Source organism: Oxalicibacterium solurbis, from assembly GCF_014635845.1.
Taxonomy (GTDB): domain Bacteria; phylum Pseudomonadota; class Gammaproteobacteria; order Burkholderiales; family Burkholderiaceae_D; genus Oxalicibacterium; species Oxalicibacterium solurbis.
In genome coordinates this window covers 1-19,736 of the sequence record NZ_BMDP01000004.1, presented here as the reverse complement: position 1 = coordinate 19,736, position 19,736 = coordinate 1, and the positions used below count along the sequence as shown (strand labels likewise).

The 19,736-nt window shown below is 57.0% G+C and carries 17 protein-coding genes, 1 tRNA gene and 1 rRNA gene; 7 read left to right on the top strand and 12 right to left on the bottom strand.

All coding sequences use genetic code 11. The features are described 5' to 3' along the window. The first annotated feature begins 207 nt into the window (after nt 1–207). The 3 genes from IEV40_RS13005 to IEV40_RS12995 all read left to right on the top strand — a co-directional run bounded on the left by IEV40_RS13005 (nt 208) and on the right by IEV40_RS12995 (nt 3,934). Nucleotides 208–1,257 carry a porin gene (locus tag IEV40_RS13005; protein ID WP_188422472.1) on the top strand — a complete coding sequence of 350 codons (1,050 nt, stop codon included), beginning with the start codon at nt 208–210 and terminating at the stop codon, nt 1,255–1,257. A gap of 213 nt (nt 1,258–1,470) precedes the next feature. Next, nucleotides 1,471–2,538, top strand: coding sequence for a porin (locus tag IEV40_RS13000; protein ID WP_188422471.1), 1,068 nt, complete (start codon nt 1,471–1,473; stop codon nt 2,536–2,538). Between the two features lie 322 nt (nt 2,539–2,860). Next, on the top strand, nt 2,861–3,934 hold the full coding sequence (locus IEV40_RS12995) for a porin (protein WP_188422469.1): 1,074 nt from the start codon (nt 2,861–2,863) through the stop codon (nt 3,932–3,934). A 118-nt stretch (nt 3,935–4,052) separates the two neighbouring features. Here IEV40_RS12995 and IEV40_RS12990 read toward each other — a convergent pair whose 3' ends face one another. The 7 genes from IEV40_RS12990 to IEV40_RS12960 all read right to left on the bottom strand — a co-directional run bounded on the left by IEV40_RS12990 (nt 4,053) and on the right by IEV40_RS12960 (nt 11,104). After that, a complete protein-coding gene (locus IEV40_RS12990) occupies nt 4,053–4,835 on the bottom strand; it encodes a DUF3025 domain-containing protein (RefSeq protein ID WP_308632400.1) in 783 nt (260 codons plus the stop codon). A gap of 85 nt (nt 4,836–4,920) precedes the next feature. Then, nucleotides 4,921–5,979, bottom strand: coding sequence for a dihydroorotase (pyrC, locus tag IEV40_RS12985; RefSeq protein WP_188422465.1), 1,059 nt, complete (start codon nt 5,977–5,979; stop codon nt 4,921–4,923). Between the two features lie 84 nt (nt 5,980–6,063). Next, nucleotides 6,064–6,789: an amino acid ABC transporter ATP-binding protein gene (locus tag IEV40_RS12980; RefSeq protein ID WP_188422463.1), complete on the bottom strand. Its 726-nt coding sequence runs from the start codon at nt 6,787–6,789 to the stop codon at nt 6,064–6,066. Nucleotides 6,790–6,812: 23 nt separating this feature from the next. Continuing rightward, on the bottom strand, nt 6,813–7,499 hold the full coding sequence (locus IEV40_RS12975; protein WP_188422461.1) for an amino acid ABC transporter permease: 687 nt from the start codon (nt 7,497–7,499) through the stop codon (nt 6,813–6,815). Continuing rightward, on the bottom strand, nt 7,492–8,229 hold the full coding sequence (locus IEV40_RS12970; RefSeq protein ID WP_188422459.1) for an amino acid ABC transporter permease: 738 nt from the start codon (nt 8,227–8,229) through the stop codon (nt 7,492–7,494). Before IEV40_RS12970 ends, IEV40_RS12975 begins: the two co-directional genes overlap by 8 nt. 32 nt (nt 8,230–8,261) lie before the next feature. Beyond that, nucleotides 8,262–9,161, bottom strand: coding sequence for a transporter substrate-binding domain-containing protein (locus IEV40_RS12965; RefSeq protein WP_188422457.1), 900 nt, complete (start codon nt 9,159–9,161; stop codon nt 8,262–8,264). Between the two features lie 35 nt (nt 9,162–9,196). Further along, complete coding sequence (locus IEV40_RS12960) at nt 9,197–11,104, bottom strand: ABCB family ABC transporter ATP-binding protein/permease (protein WP_188422455.1); 1,908 nt, start codon at nt 11,102–11,104, stop codon at nt 9,197–9,199. A gap of 157 nt (nt 11,105–11,261) precedes the next feature. Here IEV40_RS12960 and IEV40_RS12955 point away from each other — a divergent pair, with 157 nt between their 5' ends. Then, nucleotides 11,262–11,672 carry an acyl-CoA thioesterase gene (locus IEV40_RS12955; RefSeq protein ID WP_188422453.1) on the top strand — a complete coding sequence of 137 codons (411 nt, stop codon included), beginning with the start codon at nt 11,262–11,264 and terminating at the stop codon, nt 11,670–11,672. On the opposite strand, the gene IEV40_RS12950 is transcribed toward IEV40_RS12955, so the two are convergent. Beyond that, nucleotides 11,673–13,376 (bottom strand): long-chain-fatty-acid--CoA ligase, encoded by a 1,704-nt coding sequence (locus tag IEV40_RS12950; RefSeq protein ID WP_188422451.1) that lies wholly within the window; start codon nt 13,374–13,376, stop codon nt 11,673–11,675. A 252-nt stretch (nt 13,377–13,628) separates the two neighbouring features. Between IEV40_RS12950 and IEV40_RS12945 the strand changes: the two genes are divergently transcribed. Next, nucleotides 13,629–14,819 (top strand): M20 aminoacylase family protein, encoded by a 1,191-nt coding sequence (locus IEV40_RS12945; protein ID WP_188422449.1) that lies wholly within the window; start codon nt 13,629–13,631, stop codon nt 14,817–14,819. Between the two features lie 37 nt (nt 14,820–14,856). Here the strand turns inward: IEV40_RS12945 and IEV40_RS12940 are convergent, their stop codons facing one another. Further along, complete coding sequence (locus IEV40_RS12940; protein WP_188422448.1) at nt 14,857–15,318, bottom strand: hypothetical protein; 462 nt, start codon at nt 15,316–15,318, stop codon at nt 14,857–14,859. A gap of 253 nt (nt 15,319–15,571) precedes the next feature. Continuing rightward, a complete protein-coding gene (locus IEV40_RS12935) occupies nt 15,572–16,486 on the bottom strand; it encodes an NAD(P)-dependent oxidoreductase (RefSeq protein WP_229724136.1) in 915 nt (304 codons plus the stop codon). A gap of 73 nt (nt 16,487–16,559) precedes the next feature. Here IEV40_RS12935 and IEV40_RS12930 point away from each other — a divergent pair, with 73 nt between their 5' ends. Both IEV40_RS12930 and glpK read left to right on the top strand, forming a co-directional pair. Next, nucleotides 16,560–17,447 carry an SMP-30/gluconolactonase/LRE family protein gene (locus IEV40_RS12930; RefSeq protein WP_188422444.1) on the top strand — a complete coding sequence of 296 codons (888 nt, stop codon included), beginning with the start codon at nt 16,560–16,562 and terminating at the stop codon, nt 17,445–17,447. A gap of 12 nt (nt 17,448–17,459) precedes the next feature. Next, nucleotides 17,460–18,956, top strand: coding sequence for a glycerol kinase GlpK (gene glpK, locus IEV40_RS12925; RefSeq protein ID WP_188422442.1), 1,497 nt, complete (start codon nt 17,460–17,462; stop codon nt 18,954–18,956). 74 nt (nt 18,957–19,030) lie between these two features. On the opposite strand, the gene IEV40_RS12920 is transcribed toward glpK, so the two are convergent. Both IEV40_RS12920 and rrf read right to left on the bottom strand, forming a co-directional pair. Beyond that, nucleotides 19,031–19,106 (bottom strand) — tRNA-Thr (locus IEV40_RS12920). 365 nt (nt 19,107–19,471) lie between these two features. Then, a 5S ribosomal RNA gene (rrf, locus tag IEV40_RS12915) occupies nt 19,472–19,584 on the bottom strand. Between the last annotated feature and the right edge of the window lie 152 nt (nt 19,585–19,736).

Genomic DNA, 19,736 nt, shown 5'->3' with positions numbered 1-19,736 from the left:
CAGGATTGACATCAAACCGTCATTAAATTGTCATAAATCACCACCTTCTGTTGCAAAAATCCATCAATATGCCAATCGCCACCGCCATGTAGCAATCCTGTCACATTTCTTTGTTCCAATCCTCTCGTCAGCTTGCAGGCATTACAAGCAAGGACTGAAAGATCGTCACTAAGCAAGTGACCTTTAAACAACTCTCGAGGAATTGGAATGAAAAAATCACTCTTGGCGCTTGCAATTTTCGGCGCGTTCGCCGGCACCGCATCGGCGCAATCGTCGGTCACCATCTACGGTATCGTTGATACCGGCATCGCTCACATCGACAACGGTGGCGACAGCGTCAACGCGATGCGTAGCGGCAACAACAACTCCAGCCGCATCGGCTTCAAAGGCGTGGAAGACCTCGGCAACGGCCTGAAAACGACTTTCGTGCTGGAAAACGGCTTCAATAGCGATGATGGCAAAGCTTCTACCGCCGACGCAGCTTTCAGCCGCATTTCCTACATCGGCCTCGAAGGCGGTTTCGGTAAAGTCCGTCTGGGCAAACAAAACACGCCAATCAAGGAAGCCCTGTCGAAGATCGATCCGTTCAGCACCGGCGGCATGGTCAACGCCATCACCTTCCTGGGCGGTAGCGCAAATGGTATCGGCGCCATCCCTGAACGTAACCCGAACCAGATCATCTACATCACGCCGAACTTCTCCGGCTTCTCGGGTGAGATCGCTTACCAATTCGGCGAAGCAGAAGGCGACAACAGCGCAAATCGCGTCTGGGGTGCGCAATTGGGCTACGCAAATGGCCCACTGAATGTTCAATTCGGCTACAGCGACGGCAACACGACCGATACCGATGTCGATCCATTTGTCGATGAAAGCGACCTCAAAATCGCGATGATCGGCGCAACCTACGATTTCGGCGGCTTCAAGCTGCACGGCGCCTACAGCCAGAAGAAACTGGAAAGCAACGTCGGTGGCGACGATCTGAAAATCAAGAGCGGCCTGATCGGTGTGACGGTTCCGTTCGGTGCCAGCGCCATCCGTGCGGAATACATCAACAACAACGACGATCGCAACGATTTCGACAACAACGTGCTGGCCCTGTCCTACACGTACTCGCTGTCGAAGCGCACGACGCTGTACGCAACCTACGCTCGCGTGGATAACGACGATCTGTCCGAACAAGGCTTCAGCGGTGGCGGCGACGTCGTTGCCGGTGAAAACACCAGCGGCATGGCTGTCGGCATCCAGCACAAGTTCTGATATACCGACTAGCAGCATCTCTCCAAGGCGCCCTGCGGGGCGCCTTTTTTATTTTGCGATCCCGAACTGTCGCGCCCAACAAACGAAAGACATGGAGATGCTTTCCCGCCCAGGAAAAGTATGCTACTAGTATATTAGTGGTATCCATATCGGCAGCCACTATTCATTACAAACAAAGCGACAAGCTTCATTCATCTATATCGGGAGCAATTCATGAAGAAAAGTATCATGGCGCTAGCCATTCTAGGAGCCATCACATGTCAGGCGCATGCCCAATCCTCGGTCACCGTCTACGGCATTGTCGACACCGGATTTTCCAGTATCGATAACGGAACCGATCGTACAAATGGACTTAGTAGTGGCAACAACAGCGCCAGCCGCATCGGCTTCAAGGGGCTGGAGGACTTGGGAGGAGGACTGCAGACCGAATTCAAACTGGAGAATGGCATCAGCACGGATGACGGCAGTGGCGGTTCGGGTTTCAGCCGTTATGCCTATATAGGTTTGAACGGCGCATTCGGCAAAATTCGCATGGGCCGGCAGGATAACCAAATCAGCGAGGCGATCATCAAGCTCGACCCGTTCAGCGCAGCCGGCGTGGGCAATGCACGGAATTTCTATGCCGGCGGCGGCGTTCCGCAGCGCCAACCCAACATGCTTACCTGGTTGAGCAACAACTATGGTGGCTTTTCCGGCTCGCTCGGCTATATCTTCGGCGAGGTTGAGGACGACAATAGTGCCAATCGGGGCATCGGAGCCCAACTCAGCTATGAAAACGGTCCGCTGAATATTCAGCTCGCTTACCAAAAGCAGAACTATAACGGCACAACAAACGTACTAGGCTTCAGCGGCACAGGAGCCGATCTGGATGATAAAAACATTCTGCTCGGTGCCACTTACAGTTTTGCCGCCTTAAAGCTCCACGGTTTCTATGGCGAGCGCAAGCTTGAAGGTCCGGCGACCGTTGCGGCCCTGGGAACGGGTAACTTTAATGACAAGATCCGTACGGCCATGCTTGGCATCACCATCCCGTTAGGCGCCAGCGCCATTCGCGCCGATTACATCCAGAACGACAACAAAGACATAGACGATGCTGACAACAACGCCTGGGTGGCCTCGTATACATACTCATTATCGAAACGAACCACGCTTTATGCCACCTATGTCCGCACCGACAATGACGACAATTCCGTCATGAGCGTGTCCGGCCCAAGTGCCGCCAACTTTACGGCAGGGGAAAATGGTAGCGGCGCTTATCTGGGCATCAACCACAAGTTCTGATTACAAACGCACACATTTCAACGCCCAAAAATAAAAGCACCCTCGGGTGCTTTTATTTATAAAAAATTATCTTTGAATATCGAATTAACAATGTTTTATTGAGACAAACTTAATTCCCTCACCGAAATGGTGCGCGTCGACAACAAGACGCACTCCTCCGTTGCAAAAAAACGTCACAAATTCGTCATAACCACGGTTTTTCTGCGTTGCGGTTGTACCTCCAGTATGTTTTTTGTTTAAATAAGTTCCATTGTCCAAAGGGCAGTACGGAGTAGTAGGCCGGTAGCAGTACTTACTTAGATAACAATACTTGGAGTAACTAATGAAAAAATCTCTCTTGGCTCTCGCAGTTCTGGGCGCGTTCGCAGGTGCTGCTTCGGCACAATCGTCCGTGACCATCTACGGTGTCGTCGATACCGGCTTTGCAAATATCGATCAAGGTGACGATGCTGCTGGTCAAAGCATCAACCGCAATGGCCTTGAATCCGGCATGAACTCTGCCAGCCGTATTGGCTTCAAAGGTATTGAAGATCTGGGCAACGGCCTGAAAGCAGAATTCGTTCTGGAAAACGGTATCAGCACCGATAGCGGCGATGGCGGCGCAGGTTTCAGCCGTCTGGCATTCGTCGGCTTGAATGGTGGCTTCGGCAAAGTCCGTCTGGGTCGCCAAGAAAACCAGATGAAAGAAATGCTGGGCAAGATCGATACGTTCGGTGCTGCTGGTATCGCCAACGCACATGACTTCATCGGTGGTTACGATGGCCTGCCACAACGTCAACCGAACATGGTTGTATGGCAAAGTCAAAACTACGGCGGCTTCAACGGCTCGCTGGGTTACATCTTTGGTGAAGCCAACGACGACAACAGCGCCAACAGCGGCTGGGGTGCACGTCTGGGCTACGGCAATGGTCCGCTGAACGTTCAGTTTGCCTATCAGAAGCAAGACGAAACGGATTTGATTACCGATACCAATCTGGTCGATCCTGCTGGCGTTTCCGGCGACACCAAAACTGCTCTGTTGGGCGCAACCTATGATTTCGGCGCATTCAAACTGCACGGCCTGTATGGCGAAAAGAAATATGACGCTGGCTTGGTTGCTACAGAAGACGTCAAAGTTCGTTCGGGCCTGATCGGCGTGTCCGTTCCGTTCGGCGCAAGCAAGATCCGTGCTGAATACATCAACAACAGCAACAAAGATATCGACGACGCAGACAGCGATGTCTGGGCACTGTCCTACACCTATGCAATGTCGAAGCGCACAACCCTGTACGCAACCTACGTCAACGTCAGCAATGACGACGGTTCGACTCTGGGCCTGGGCGGTGGTGACGACGCAGCAGCATCTGGCGGCGAAACCGTCAGCGGCTTCGGCATCGGTATCAACCACAAGTTCTAATCATCTGCAGGCTTAGGCCTGCTTTGATTGAATTAAAAAAGGCACCTTCGGGTGCCTTTTTCTTTTGCCTGCCAGTCAGTCATGCATTAACCGCACGCTTATCCAGCCCATCCACCGGTCACCGTCTCCTTAACGGACGGAATACCTGCGTATCAGCATAGAACGCCTGGTCCTGCGGCTTCCACCATCCCGGCACACCCAGTACCGGGAGCGGAAAAAAATCGGCTGTCGTCAGGCCTCCTTGCCGTTGCAACTGCGCTTCTACCGCCTCATCCACCAGACGGCATTGCTGCGGAGTCGACAATCCCAAATCGGCGGCATCCAGCTCAACAACCCACGTATGCGCAGTAATGGCCTTATAAGGCTGCACCAGCTTTTCCATCAAGGCATGCCCGAACAACAATACCTGCCCATGGCGCATGAATACCTCGCGCCGTTCGATGAATGCCTCTTGCCAGGCATGCACCCTTAATGCGGCGACAAGATGGCTGTCGGTGGTGATGAGCAGCGCCGCATTCTCGTCGAAGATGGTTGCGGCGTCGCGCAGTTTCCCGCGCAAGGCCGAAGTACCTAAAGCAGCCGCCACCGACGTGTCGGCGCGCAAGCTCCCGGCCTTTGCAATTTCCGCCGCCTGCAATGCATTCAATTGCACCTTGATACGTGGAAAGGTCAGCCAGACCAGCGCATTGAAAAAATCGTGCAGGTTGTCGCGCGTCGGTACGCCTCCGGTCTCATGGATAAAGGCTTCATACGCGACGCCTGCCGGCAACGCGGATTGCGGCACGAAGCGTATCGGCCGACCGGCGCAATTACATAGCGCCTGCCCTGCCGCGCGTTCGTTCAGTGCATGCCGCCAATCGGGAGCGGCGGCGATTTCCTCTCCCAAAGCACGGACATGCACCAGCCAAGGGCGCGACCAGTCGATCGCGGAAAGAAAGGATGCCGCCAGAGACATGGCGAGAATGGCCGCAAGAAAGACCGCGAGGTCAGGCGAACTTCCAGCCCATCGTCTCGCCACCGTTCAGCGGCACGACGGTCGCATTCGCCAGCGGCAATTCTGCCGGGATCGTCCATTCCTCGCGACGCAGCGTGACGGTGCCGGTATTGCGCGGCAGATTGTAGAAGTCCGGGCCGTTGAAGCTGGCGAACTGCTCCAGCTTGTCCAGCGCGCCGGCCCGGTCGAAGGCTTCCGTGTACAGCTCCATCGCATGCAAGGCCGTGTAGCAGCCGGCGCAGCCGCAGGCGTGCTCTTTCATCCCTTTCGGATGCGGTGCGGAATCGGTACCAAGGAAGAATTTCGGACTGCCGGACGTCGCCGCGGCGACCAGCGCCTGGCGATGCAGCTCGCGCTTCAGGACCGGCAGGCAGTAATAGTGCGGCCGGATGCCGCTTTTGAAGATTTCATTGCGGTTGTAGAGCAGATGATGCGCGGTGATCGTGGCGCCGACATGACCATCAGCCTCAGCAACGTATTGCGCAGCATCTTTCGTCGTGATGTGCTCGAAGACGACTTTCAGCTCCGGCATGTCACGGCGCAGCGGCTGCATCACGCGATCGATGAAAACGGCCTCGCGATCGAAGATGTCGATGTCCGCACTCGTCACCTCACCATGCACCAGCAACGGCATGCCGACCTCCTGCATCGCTTCCAGCGTCTTGCGGCATTTGGCCAGACTGGTCACGCCGGCATCGGAATTCGTCGTCGCGCCTGCCGGGTACAGCTTGACGCCATGCACGATGCCGCTTTCCTTCGCCTTGCGGATTTCTTCCGGCGGCGTGTTGTCGGTCAGATAAAGCGTCATCAGCGGTTCGAACTGCATGCCGGCAGGCAGGGCCGCCAGAATACGCTCGCGGTAGGCCGCAGCCAGCGCGGTCGTCGTAACCGGCGGCTTCAGGTTGGGCATCACGATGGCGCGCGCGAACTGGCGGGCCGTATCGGGCAGGACGGAGGCAATCGTCGCGCCATCGCGCAGGTGCAGATGCCAGTCGTCCGGGCGGGTGATCGTAATGCTGGAAGGGGTAGTCGATGCGGATGGCGTTGTCATGGGAGAACTCTTTCTTCAACAACCGTTATTTTACCCGTTCGCCCCCGCCTTCTCCCTTCTGTCCTTTCACTCTTCCGCACAAGGCTAGTGAATGATCTTCGCCAGGAAATCCCGTGCCCGCTCCGATTGCGGGCGGTCGAAGAACGCATCCTTTGCACAATCTTCGACGATGCCGCCGCCATCCATGAAGATCACGCGATTGGCAACCTTGCGCGCAAACCCCATTTCATGCGTGACCACCATCATCGTCATGCCGTCGTTCGCCAGCCCGCTCATCACATCCAGCACTTCGTTGATCATTTCGGGATCGAGCGCCGATGTCGGTTCATCAAACAGCATCGCAATCGGATCCATGGCCAATGCGCGGGCAATCGCCACACGTTGCTGCTGGCCGCCGGAAAGCTGGCCGGGGAACTTGTCCTTGTGCGCCAGCAGGCCGACGCGATCCAGATATTTCAATCCATGCTCCATCGCCTCTTCCTTGCCGCGACCCAGCACCTTGATCTGGCCCAGCGTCAGGTTATCGCGAATCGACAAATGCGGAAACAACTCGAAGTTCTGAAACACCATGCCGATGCGCGCGCGCAGTTTCGACAGATCGGTTTTCCGGTCTCCGACCAAAATGCCATCGACGACGATGCGGCCCTGCTGGAACGGTTCGAGCCCGTTAACCGTTTTGATCAGCGTCGACTTTCCTGATCCGGAAGGCCCGCAGACGACGACTACATCGCCCTTGCTCACTTGCGTCGAACAATCGGTCAGCACCTGGAAGCTGCCATACCATTTGCTGACGTTTTCCATTTCTATCATGAAGACTTCCTTCCGAAGAACCGTTAGCGAACGATCGCGTAGCGTTTATGAATACGTTTGACTGCCGCCGACAGCGCCAGACTGAGCAGGAAATACACCACGGCGACGAACAGATACATCTCGACCACGCGGCTGTCGCGCTGTGCGATCTTGACTGCCGCGCCGACAAAATCGGTCACGTTCAGCAGCGACACCAGCGAAACGTCCTGGAACAGGATGATGGTCTGCGTCAGCAGCAGCGGCAGCATGTTGCGCCATGCCTGCGGCAGCACGATCAACCGCATCGTCTGCGACGATGTCAGACCGATCGCATGCCCTGCATCGAACTGCCCTTTCGGCACGCTCTGAATGCCGGCGCGCATGATCTCGCAGAAATAGGCCGCCTCGAACAGGATGAAGGTGATGTAGGCAGAACGATCGGCACCAATCGCCACTGGCCATTCGGAACCGGTGATCGACTGCAGCACCAGCGGCATCATGAAGTAGAACCAGAAAATGACGAGCAGCAACGGCAGCGAGCGCATCGTGTTGACGTAACCGGCTGCCAGCATGGACAGCGTGCGATTATGCGACAGCCGTGCAACCGCGAGCAACGTACCGAGCGCGATACCGCCTATCGTGGCGATGACGGTCAGCTGCAATGTGTAGCGGATGCCGAGCAGCAGCAACGGCCAGCTGTCGAGAATAACGGCGTAGTCGAAATCAGACATGGCGACCTCGCGGATCACTATCACGTCCCGGAATTGTCAGCCGCTTCTCGATCAACACCATCATCCTGTTGGCCGCCAGCGCAGCCAGCAGATAGAGCAAGGTCGCCGCCGCGAATGCTTCGAAATAGCGGAATGTCATCTCGCCCATTTCGCGCGTACGGAAGAACAGTTCGACCAGGCCGATCGAATAGGCGACTGCCGTGTTCTTGATCAGGTTCATCAATTCCGACGTCAGCGGCGGCATGATGATGCGATACGCCATCGGCAACAGCACATAGCGATAGGTCTGCCATTGCGTCATCCCCAGCGCATAACCTGCATTGCGCTGTCCGCGCGGCAGCGACTGGATGCCGGACCGCACCTGCTCTGCAATACGCGCCGAGGTGAAGAAACCCAGGCAAATCACCGCCGTCACAAACTGCTGTGTGATCGGGTCCAACTCAATCACCACTGTTTTCACGATCGGGATCATGCCAGGCACGACATAGAACCAGACAAAGAATTGCACCAGTAGCGGAATGTTGCGAAACAGTTCGACATACGCGCCGCCGAGCATGACCATCCAGCGCCTGTTCGTCGTGCGTGCAATGCCGACCAATGAGCCGAGCACGAAAGCCATGATCCACGCCAGCGCAGCCACCGCCAGCGTCCAGCCGAAGCCGGACAGCAACATCGCGCCCCAACTCGGATCGCCTTCCGACATCGGTTCAAGAAAGATATGCAGGTCCATGCCGTCCTTTCGATTGACGTATTCCGTGCCGCTCAGATGCCCTTGTCGTTCGGATGGCGGAATGCCTCGCGCAATGCATCCGATAACGGGAAATGCAGGTTGCGGTTGCGCGGCGGGATCGCCTGCGTGAACCATTTTTCGTAGATGCCGACGATCTCGCCGGAACGCATGACATCTCCGACCGCCTTGTCGACCAGCGCCTTGAACTGCGGATCGTCGCGGCGCAGCATCATGCTGTACGGTTCCCGACGCAGCGATTCGGGAAGAATTTTATAGAGATCCGGCTTCTTCGCATTGGCGATCTGCCCTGCCAGCAGAATATCGTCCATCACAAAGGCCACGGCACGATCCTCCGCCATCAGCAGGAAGGCCTCCGCATGGTCCTTGCCGTAGATTTCCTTGACGCGTACCTCGCGGCCACGCTGGTAGCTGCGCAACAATGGCACCGATGTCGTGCCGGATGTCGTGGAAACCGTCTTGCCATCCAGCTGCGCAATCGTCTCGATGCCGGAGGACTTCTTTACGACAGCAGTCACGTTGATCAGAAAATAGGTGGGGCCGAATGCCACCTGCTGCTGTCGCACCACTGAATTGGTCGTCGAACCACATTCGAGATCGATGGTACCGTTCTTCAGCAATGGAATACGATTGCTGGAAGTGACCGGTTGCGCGCGCACTTCCAGATCCGGCATGTCCAGCTGCAGCTTCACCGCATCAACGATCTTCATGCACAGGTCGATTGCATAGCCGATCGGCTGCGCACGGTTGTCCAGATAGGAAAACGGAATCGACGATTCGCGATAACCGATCGTGATCGCACCGAGCGCTTTGATTTTCTTCAACGTGCCGGTCAGCTCTTCGGCCTGCGCAGGCCATGCGCTCCATGCCATCACAGCAGCAATCAACAAGGCGACCAGTCTGTTCGTCTGCATGCAGCCTCCGGTAGATGGGAAAGCGATGAATGCGGCTATTCTAATCCGCGCGCTGCGGTCGCAGCCTCTCTGGGTGGCGCCGATGCTTCCTGCGCGTCTTCGTGCGTCATGCTTTCTGTAACTGGCGATGCATCCGGTTCCGTCGGCCCGACCTGCTGGCGCATCCACATTTGCGCGTAGAGCCCCTCGGCTGCCAGAAGCTGCATATGCGTGCCACGCTCGACGATGCGGCCATGATCCAGCACCAGGATCTGCTCGGCGTCGATGACGGTGGACAACCGATGCGCGATGAGTAGCGTCGTCCGGCTGCGCGCGATTTCCTTCAATTGCGCCTGGATCGCCTGCTCTGCACGCGTATCCAGTGCAGACGTCGCTTCGTCGAAGATCAGGATGGCCGGCCGCTTCAGCAGCGTGCGGGCGATTGCCACACGCTGCTTCTCGCCACCGGACAGCTTCAGGCCGCGCTCGCCGACCATCGTCGCATAACCATCCGGCAAGGAGGCGATGAAATCATGGATATAGGCAGCCTTGGCGACAGCGACGATTTCGTCATGGCTGGCTCCCGGGCGGCCGTAGCCGATGTTGTATGCGATCGTGTCGTTAAATAAGACCGTATCCTGCGGCACGATGCCGATTGCCTGGCGCAGCGATGCCTGCGTCACGTCGCAGACATTCTGGCCGTCTATCAGGATCGCACCGCCATCGACATCGTAAAAACGAAACAGCAGCCGCGACAGTGTGGACTTGCCCGAGCCGCTGTGGCCGACGACCGCTGTCGTGGTGCCGGCAGCAATCGTGAAATCGACGTCGAACAGAATTTTTCGGTTGGATTCGTAGCTGAAATTCACATGCGAAAACCTGACTTCGGCACCTTGCGTCATCAACGATTGCGCAAGCGGCTTGTCGGCAACTTCCCTGTTTTCATCCAGCAAAGAAAACAGTCGCTCCATATCGGCCAGGCTTTGCTTGATCTCGCGATAGATGACACCGAGAAAATTCAGCGGAATGTACAACTGGATCATGAAGGCATTGACCAGCACCAGATCGCCGAGCGACATCGTGCCGTTGATCACGCCCTGCGTGGCACGCCACAGGATCAGCGTGACGGCAACAGCGATGATCGCCGACTGGCCCGTATTCAGCGCCGACAGTGAAGTCTGCGATTTGACCGCAGCCGCCTCGTAACGCTGCAGCCCTTCGTCGTAGCGTCTGGCTTCGTATCCTTCGTTGCCGAAATATTTGACGGTTTCGTAATTGAGCAGCGAATCGATCGCCTTTGTGCTCGCTTTCGAATCCAGATCGTTCATGGTGCGGCGGAAATGCGTGCGCCACTCCGTCACCGTGATCGTGAAGACGATGTAACTGGCCAGTGCGCCTGCCGTGATGGCGGCAAACCAGATGTCGTAGTGCAGCAGCATGTAGACGATCACCAGCGTAATTTCCACCAGCGTCGGCAGGATGCTGAACAAGGTATACGACACCAGCGACGACACGCCGCGCGTGCCGCGTTCGATGTCGCGCGTCATGCCGCCGGTCTGTCGGTTCAGATGGAAGCGTAGCGACAGTTCGTGCAGATGCCGGAACACGCGCAATGCGATCGTGCGCACCGCACGCTGCGTGACGCGTGCAAACAGGTATTCGCGCAATTCGGTGAATAGCGTCGTCGACAGCCGCAATGCGCCGTAAGCGACCAGTATGCCCAGCGGCAGTACCAACAGCGCATGCGGATCGCCGGAATGGATCGTCAGGCTGTCGATAAGCTGCTTCAACACCAGCGGCACACCGACATTGGCCAGCTTGGCCGCAATCAGGAACAGCAGCGCCAGCGATACGCGCCATTTATACGTCCACAGATAAGGAATCAGCGTGCGCAGCACAGCCCAATCGCTGCGCGTGCGCGTCGACTGCGGTGCAGGCTCCTGCGAATGAGGGGAACGGCGCATGGAAATCGAAAAAGACCTGGGGAAAATGGATGAAAAGAAAGCAAACGGCCCGAATGGTTTATGCTTTGCAGGCTACGCTGTACAGCCACACCACCAAGCCACATAAGGCAAACAAAGCCGAATTGTACGTCTGCAAGCACGATCTGGAGGAGAGGACATGTCGAACGCGCATCACACCGAATTGCCCGTAAACAAAATGCCCGAAATGCGTGTGGTGCCGATGCCGCGCGATGCGAACATGCATGGTGACGTCTTCGGCGGCTGGATCATGTCGCAGGTCGACCTGGCCGGCGCGCTATGCGCCACCCGCCGCGCCAACGGCCGCGTCGTCACCGTGGCGGTCAACTCCTTCGTCTTCAAGCATCCGGTCTTTGTCGGCGACCTGCTGTCCATCTATACCGAGATCGTGAAGGTCGGCAATACCTCGGTCACGGTCAACGTCGAATGCTATGCCGAACGCAACCGGCTGCAGACGGAAATCGTCAAGGTGACCGAGGCCACGTTGACCTATGTGGCGACCGGCGAAAATCGTCTCCCGCGTCCATTGCCGCCGGAGACGAAAAGCTGATCAAGCTTCTTTCGACGGCGGCGGATTTCCTTCGCGCAGCTCACGTAATTCACGCCGCAGAATCTTGCCGACATTGGATTTGGGCAGTTCATCGCGAAACTCGATGTGCTTCGGTTTCTTGTACCCGGTGAACTGCTCGCGGCAGAAACTCATCAGCGTCTCTTCCGTCAGATTCGGATCGCGCCGCACGACGAACAGCTTGACCGCTTCGCCGGTATGCTCGTCCGGCACACCGATGCAGGCGCATTCGAGCACGCCCGGATGCGCGGCAACGACGCCCTCGATCTCGCTCGGATAGACGTTGAAACCCGAGACGAGAATCATGTCCTTCTTGCGGTCGACGATGCGTACGAAGCCGCGCTCGTCCATGATGCCGATGTCGCCGGTCTTGAAGTAATCGTCGGCCGTCATCGAGGCGGCCGTTTCCCTCGGATTGTTCCAGTAGCCGGCCATCACCTGCGGCCCGCGTATCGCGATTTCGCCCGGCATGCCGAGCGGAACGCTGTTTTCGTTGTTGTCGATGATGCGTACTTCGGTCGACGGAATCGGGATGCCGATCGTGCCGGAGAATTCCACTGCATCGACCGGATTGCCGGTCGCCACCGGCGAGGTTTCCGACAGGCCGTATCCTTCGTTGATCGGCACGCCGGTCACTTCCCGCCATTTGTCGCTGACGACTTTCTGCACCGCCATGCCGCCGCCGTTGCACATGATCAGTTTGGAGAAATCCAGGCTGGCGAAATCCGGGTTGTGCAGCAAGCCGTTGTACAGCGTGTTCACTGCCGGCAGCAAGTGGAAAGGATGCTTGCGCAACTCCTTGATCATGCCCGGAATGTCTCGCGGATTCGGAATCAGAAGGTTCATCACACCCAGCCGCGTGCCCAGCATGCAGCAGGCTGTCAGTGCAAAGATGTGATACAGCGGCAAGGCGCAGACGAAGGTCAGAGGCTCGTTCTTGTTCGCCTTTTGCAAGGCGGGTGAAATCCACGCTTCATTCTGCAGCACGTTGGCGATGATGTTCCGGTGCGACAGCATCGCGCCCTTGGCGGTGCCGGTCGTGCCGCCCGTGTATTGCAGGAAGGCGACGTCTTCCTGATGCAGATCGGGACGCTGCAAAGACAGATGGCTGCCCTGTGCCAACGCCTGATTGAACGAAATCTGATATGGCAGCGAGAACGATGGCACCATCTTCTTCACATGGCGCACAACGAAATTGACGATCGCACCCTTGATGCCGCCCAGCATGTCGCCCATCGTCGCGACGATCACGTGCCGGATCTGCGTTGCAGAAATGACTTTCTGCAACGTCGCCGCGAAATTTTCCAGAATGATGATGGCTTCCGCACCGGAATCCACCAGCTGGTGCTGCAGTTCGCGCGGCTTGTACAGCGGATTGACGTTGACGACCACGTAGCCGGCGCGCAGCACAGCAGCCAGTGCCACCGGATACTGCAGCACGTTCGGCATCATCAGCGCCACGCGCGCCCCCTTCTGCAAGCCTTGCGCCTGCAGATAGGCACCGAGTTTGCTCGACAAGGCATCGACTTCGCGGTACGTCATGAAGCGATCCATGCAAACATAGGCATTGCGGTCGGCGTAATCGCGATACGCTTCTTCCAACAGATGCACCAGCGATTCGTATTGCGTGAAATCGACTTCCGCCGGCACGCCGGGCGGATATGACGACAGCCAGATCTTGTCCATCCTCACCTCATGTTTTCAGTCTTTTCCAGTCAGCTTTCATGACTTGCCATTACGTATATTGTTCCCGCGGCAATGCCGCATTGATGCTATCGGGCAGGACGGCGATGCGCAAGCCCTTTCGCGGCGAAAACCATATCGGCGATGCGGTTCATCGCAGGCGGATTCCGCGAATCGCGCGAATTGACGTAACATGGAAGGCTTCCGCTGCTGGCAATCCGACATGCTGCAGCATGTCCGATTTGGAGACGCACCATGAACCTGATCGATCCGATTATCCAGTTTCAGAATGAACTGCAGGCCATACGCCGCAGCATTCATGCACACCCGGAACTGTGCTTCGAAGAACATGACACCGCCGAACTGGTGGCGCGCAAGCTGACCGAATGGGGTATTCCGGTATTGCGCGGCATGGGTGTCACGGGTGTTGTCGGCATTCTCAAGAACGGCCCCAGCAATCGTGCCATCGGCTTACGCGCCGACATGGATGCGCTGCCGATGCAGGAAACCAATACCTTCGCGCACGCATCGAAGAATGACGGCAAGATGCACGCCTGCGGCCATGATGGGCACACTGCAATGCTGCTGGGCGCAGCACATTATCTGTCGCAGCATCGCAATTTCGACGGCACCATCTATCTGATCTTTCAACCTGCAGAGGAAGGCGGCGGCGGTGCCAAGCGGATGATGGATGAAGGCCTGTTCGAACAATGCCCGATGCAGGCCGTGTTCGGTATGCACAACTGGCCGGGCATTCCGGTCGGAAGATTCGGCGTGACAGCCGGACCGATGATGGCATCGAGCAACGAGTTCGAAGTCGTCGTCCGCGGCAAGGGCTGCCATGCCGCACAGCCGCACAAGGGCATCGATCCGGTCATGATCGCTGTGCAGATTGCTCAAAGCTGGCAGACCATCATCACGCGCAATCGCAATCCCAACGATGCCGCCGTGCTGTCCATCACGCAGATCCATGCCGGCAGCACGACCAACGTCATTCCGAACGAAGCCACACTGATCGGCACCGTGCGCACCTTCGGCCTCGACGTACTGGACCTGATCGAATCGCGCATGCGTGCAATCGCGGAACATACGGCGCAAGCCTTCGATGCCGAAGTCGACTTCAACTTCATGCGCAACTACCCACCGCTGATCAATCATCCGCAGGAAACCGCCTTTGCCGCCGAAGTGCTGCGCGGCATCGTCGGCGAAGAAAACGTCGATACCCAAGTCGAGCCGACAATGGGCGCAGAGGATTTCGCCTTCATGCTGCAAGGCAAGCCGGGATGCTACGTCTTCATCGGCAACGGTGAAGGCAGCCATCGCGATGCAGGTCATGGACTCGGACCGTGCAACCTGCACAATCCAAGTTACGACTTCAACGACGAACTCCTGCCGATCGGCGCCACCTATTGGGTGCGTCTGGCCGAAGCGTTTCTCAAGACATAGCGTCAAGCCATAGCAACCTTTTAGCACCGCGCGCGCTCTATGCGAGGATTGCGACGACCTGGCGGCCGACCTTGACGAGATAGCCGCCGTTTTCCCGCTGCCAATCGATGGCCGTACGTTCGTTGGCAAACCAGTTCTGTTCGTAATCACCGAACATGCCCAGCTCCAATCGGTAACGATCCAGTACGGCTGGTGGGCGATTGTCTATCTCCCGCTTGCAGGCTTCCCATGATGAAAAGCCCAGCTCCCTTGCCAGCCCATGCAGCACATGCTTCAACTGCAATGTGGCGCGCACCGCATGGAGTTCGGTAAGACGGATTTCCGGCGTCACCCTGGCTGCGACGATACGACGAAGCACCGGCAAGGTTCGACTTGGCTCGTCGGAACGCGCATCTCGTAACAGACGACGCGCATAGCGACGCAGGAATTCGCTGTTGTCGAGTTCAGTGCCGAGCGGATGCCGGACGTTGGAATAGATAGGGGAATCAGTAGACCACATAACGTTTTCCTTTCTTATCATCGCTCTCGCTGCGACATAAAAGGGATCAACGTTGCGGGTTATCCATGGGGAGAACTACCGGCAGGTGCATCGGCTTTTGCGAGAGCGGGCTTCCTGCCAAGCCCGTCCGCGCATTGTAACGCACTCTTTACACATCGACACCTGGGCCAATAACTCGCACTACCAGCACCGGTGCACAATGCCAGTTACCGGCAACGGTACTGCCGCTCTCGAGGCCTGCCGTTTAGACGGATCAACCAGGCAACTGATCCGTCACGTTGCCAAGCCGCTTTCCGGGATTGTCATGCTCCAACGCAAGCAATACAGCCGATTGATCCGCCTGCGGCGCATAAGCCATGACCGCTTCGTAATTTTCGGTCACCAGCTCCGTCACCGGCAGGCGCAGACCTGCGTTGCCGGCTGCGATCAACACGTTTTCCAGATCCTTGTACTGGCTCTTGACCTGACCGCCGGGCATGAAATTTCGCTCCAGCATGCGCTGTCCATGCACTTCCAGAATCCGGCTCTCTGCAAAACCGCCACGAATGGCCGCACGCACTGCCGTCGGATCCGCGCCACCGGCCTGTGCCAGCAGCAAGGCCTCTGCAACGATGTTCAGCGTTCCGCCGACAATCAGCTGATTGCACAATTTGGCAACCTGGCCGCAGCCTGCCGGGCCGACCAGCGTAGGCCGTCCCATTACCGTCAACACCGGCTCCGCTTCGGCAAAATCGGCTGCATCGCCACCAACCATGATCGCCAGGCTGCCTGCCTGCGCGCCGACCACACCACCAGAAACCGGCGCATCGATGAAGCGAACACCGTGCGCTGTCAGTTTGGCGTGCAACTGCTGCGCCTCGGACTGACGCGTCGAACTCATGTCGATGACCAATGTTTTCTGCCGCAATCCGTTCAAGGCATCGTCAATCACCTGCAGCACGATCGGGCCAGCCTCCAGCATCGTGATCACGATATCCGCATCACGCACGGCATCGGCAGCGCTGTCGCTTACCTTGGCACCCAATGGGGCGAGTTCTTCTGCCTTGCTGCGCGTGCGATTCCAGGCGGTCACCGTATAGCCGGCTTGCAACAGCCGCATCGCCATCGGTTTTCCCATCAGGCCGATGCCGAGAAAGGCGATGGCCGGCTTACCTGCTGAATGCGTCACTTCAAACTCCTTGCTGATGAATTTTGTCCTGCATAATGGCGCAATCCCTTCATAAAAAGCAACTGCCCCGCCGATGGAAAATTGCCAAGCCATTCCCGTCCAACGCATGCTGCTGGGCGAGTGTCCGATCTGGCATGCCGAAGAATCCATGCTGTACTGGATCGATATCGACGGCCGCGCCGTTCATCGCTTTCGGCCCGCCGATCAGGCGCACCGCCTTTGGAGCATGCCATCCGAACCAGGCTGCATCGCATTGCATGGCGAAGGCGGTTTGCTGGTGGCATTGCGCTCCGGCCTTGCCAGGCTGGATACCATTTCCGGCGAACTGACGCATCTCGTCGATCCACCTTATGATCCTGCCACGACACGCTTCAACGACGGACGTTGCGATGCGCAAGGCCGACTGTGGGTCGGCACCATCTACGAGCCGCGCGATCATCCCAATGCCGTCCTGTACCGCTTTCAGCAGGGCATTCTTACCGACAGCGGCAAGCGCGCCACGGTATCGAACGGCGTCGCCTTCAGCCCGGACGGCAAGACGCTTTACCATAGCGATACGACTTCCCACCAGATACGCGCCTATTCGCTCGATGCCGCGACCGGCGCACTAGGCGAGACACGAATTGTCCGGCAATTTCCGTCCGACAAGACCGATCTGCATTACGGCGGCCGCCCCGATGGCGGCGCTGTCGATAGCGAAGGAGCGTATTGGTGTGCGATGTATGAAGGCGGCCGGTTGCTGCGACTGTCACCGGACAACGAAATCCTGCAGGAAATTCTGTTGCCGGTACGCTGCCCGACGATGATGGCTTTCGGTGACGACGATCTGCGCACGCTTTACATCACGACCGTCAGCCACAAACGTTCCGCAGCCGAACTGGAACAATATCCATTGTCTGGCCATGTCCTGCGCCTGCGCGTTGACGTGGCCGGCCTGCCCGAACATTTCTATCGGCCCTGAGCCGCCATTCGGATGCGCTCCCTCATTCTTGCACTTGATCAAGGAACTACTAGTTCGCGCGCCATTCTGTTCGATCATGCCGGGCGTATTCGCGGATCGGCGCAACAGGAATTTCCGCAGCTGTTTCCGCAGCCTGGCTGGGTAGAGCACGATGCCGAAGCGATCTGGCAAAGCCAGCTCGCTGTCGCACAACAGGTCATGCGAGAACAGCAGGTCACAGCCGCCGACATTGCCGCCATCGGCATTGCCAATCAACGCGAAACCACTGTCATCTGGGAACGTAAAACCGGCCGACCGATCGCGCCTGCCATTGTCTGGCAGGACCGCAGGACAGCGTCAATATGCGAGCAATTACGCAACGATGACCATGAATCTGTCTTCCGCGCCAAGACCGGATTATTGCTCGACCCCTATTTTTCCGGCACCAAAGTCAAATGGCTGCTGGACAACATTCCGGATGCCCGAGCCAAAGCCGTACGCGGCGAACTGGCGTTCGGCACCATCGATAGCTGGCTGACGTTCAAGTTATGCGGTCGACACCTCACTGATGTCAGCAACGCATCCCGTACGCTCCTGTTCGACATTCATACGCTGGACTGGGACGACGAGTTATTGGCGCTTTTGGACATTCCACACAGCCTGCTGCCTAAAATCGTTTCCAGCAGCGGCATCATTGCCGATACGTTTCCCACTCTGTTCGGTGAAAGCATCCCGATTGCCGGCATCGCCGGCGATCAGCAGGCCGCAACGTTCGGCCAGACCTGCTATACGCCCGGTATGGCCAAGAATACGTACGGGACCGGATGCTTCATGCTGCTCAACATCGGAACCGAAGTTGTCGCATCACAAAACAATCTGCTAACAACGGTCGGATGGCGGCATGGCAACACAGCTGATTCACAAACGAGCTACATGCTGGAAGGCGGCGTCTTCATGGCCGGCGCCACCGTGCAATGGCTACGCGATGGCTTGAACATCATCACGCACTCATCCGATGTAGAAGCGTTGGCATGTAGCGTACCGGATAACGGTGGTGTGGTTTTCGTACCCGCATTCAGCGGACTCGGCGCACCTTATTGGGATCCACATGCACGCGGCACAATCATCGGCCTGACACGCGGCACGAACAAGGCGCATATCGCCCGAGCAGCGCTGGAAAGCATCGCCTATCAAACCGCAGATCTGATGAAGGCGATGCAAAAAGATACGCACATCCCGCTGCAGGAACTACGCGTCGATGGAGGTGCTGCACGCAACGATCTGCTGATGCAATTTCAGGCGGACATCTTGAACACAGTCGTCACACGACCTTCAATTACGGAAACAACGGCATTGGGTGCCGCTTATCTCGCCGGCTTGGCAGTTTCGTTCTGGTCTTCCGTCGACGAACTTTCGTCCCTATGGCAAATTGATCGCCATTTTGAGCCAGCAATGTCGTCAGACGAACGTCAACATCGTTTGTCCGTATGGCGCCGCGCCATACAGCGCGCCCAGGCATGGGATCAATGACGCCTTAAGATTACCGGCACTCGCATCGCACCAAATGAAAAGGGGCTGTACCTTTCGGTACAACCCCTTTGTTCTGGTGCTGATGAGAAGAATCGAACTTCCGACCTACTGATTACGAATCAGTTGCTCTACCAACTGAGCTACATCAGCGAAGCACGAGATTTTACCAAATATTGGGACGAAGGTGAAGGGCCGATACGCTGAAGCCTCCCTGAGGCCAAAGAGATATTTGTTGAGTCTCACCTTGCGGCGAAGGCGGCTTTTGTTTAAGGGAGGCAGATATCAATTCATGCGTTGCTGCAACCGAACGTATTGACCGGCACTTATCCGGGCATTTCACCGGTAATGCTCTCGCATCGACACAGCAAGGTGGCGAGGTAATCCGTCAGCGGAGGCTGTGGGCTGGAGAGCATTGCGGGAGGAGTATGTGAAGAGTGCGCGGGTCTGATCATTTCCTGTCGCACAAAGAATAAAACCCCCAGGCTCACACGAGCGAGGGGGTTTTAAGAATAAAAGCCTGACGATGACCTACTTTCACACTGGTTGCAGCACTATCATCGGCGCAAAGTCGTTTCACGGTCCTGTTCGGGATGGGAAGGGGTGGTACCAACTCGCTATGGTCATCAGGCATAACTTGTAAAGCTGCCTGCGAAGACGTTGATGCTGTCTTGCGCAAACAACCCAATCTGGAAGAAGTATTTTTGGTCTTGATTGTGTCGCACTGGCGAACACTACTCTGAACTATAACTGTCAATGTTATAGGGACAAGCCTTACGGGCA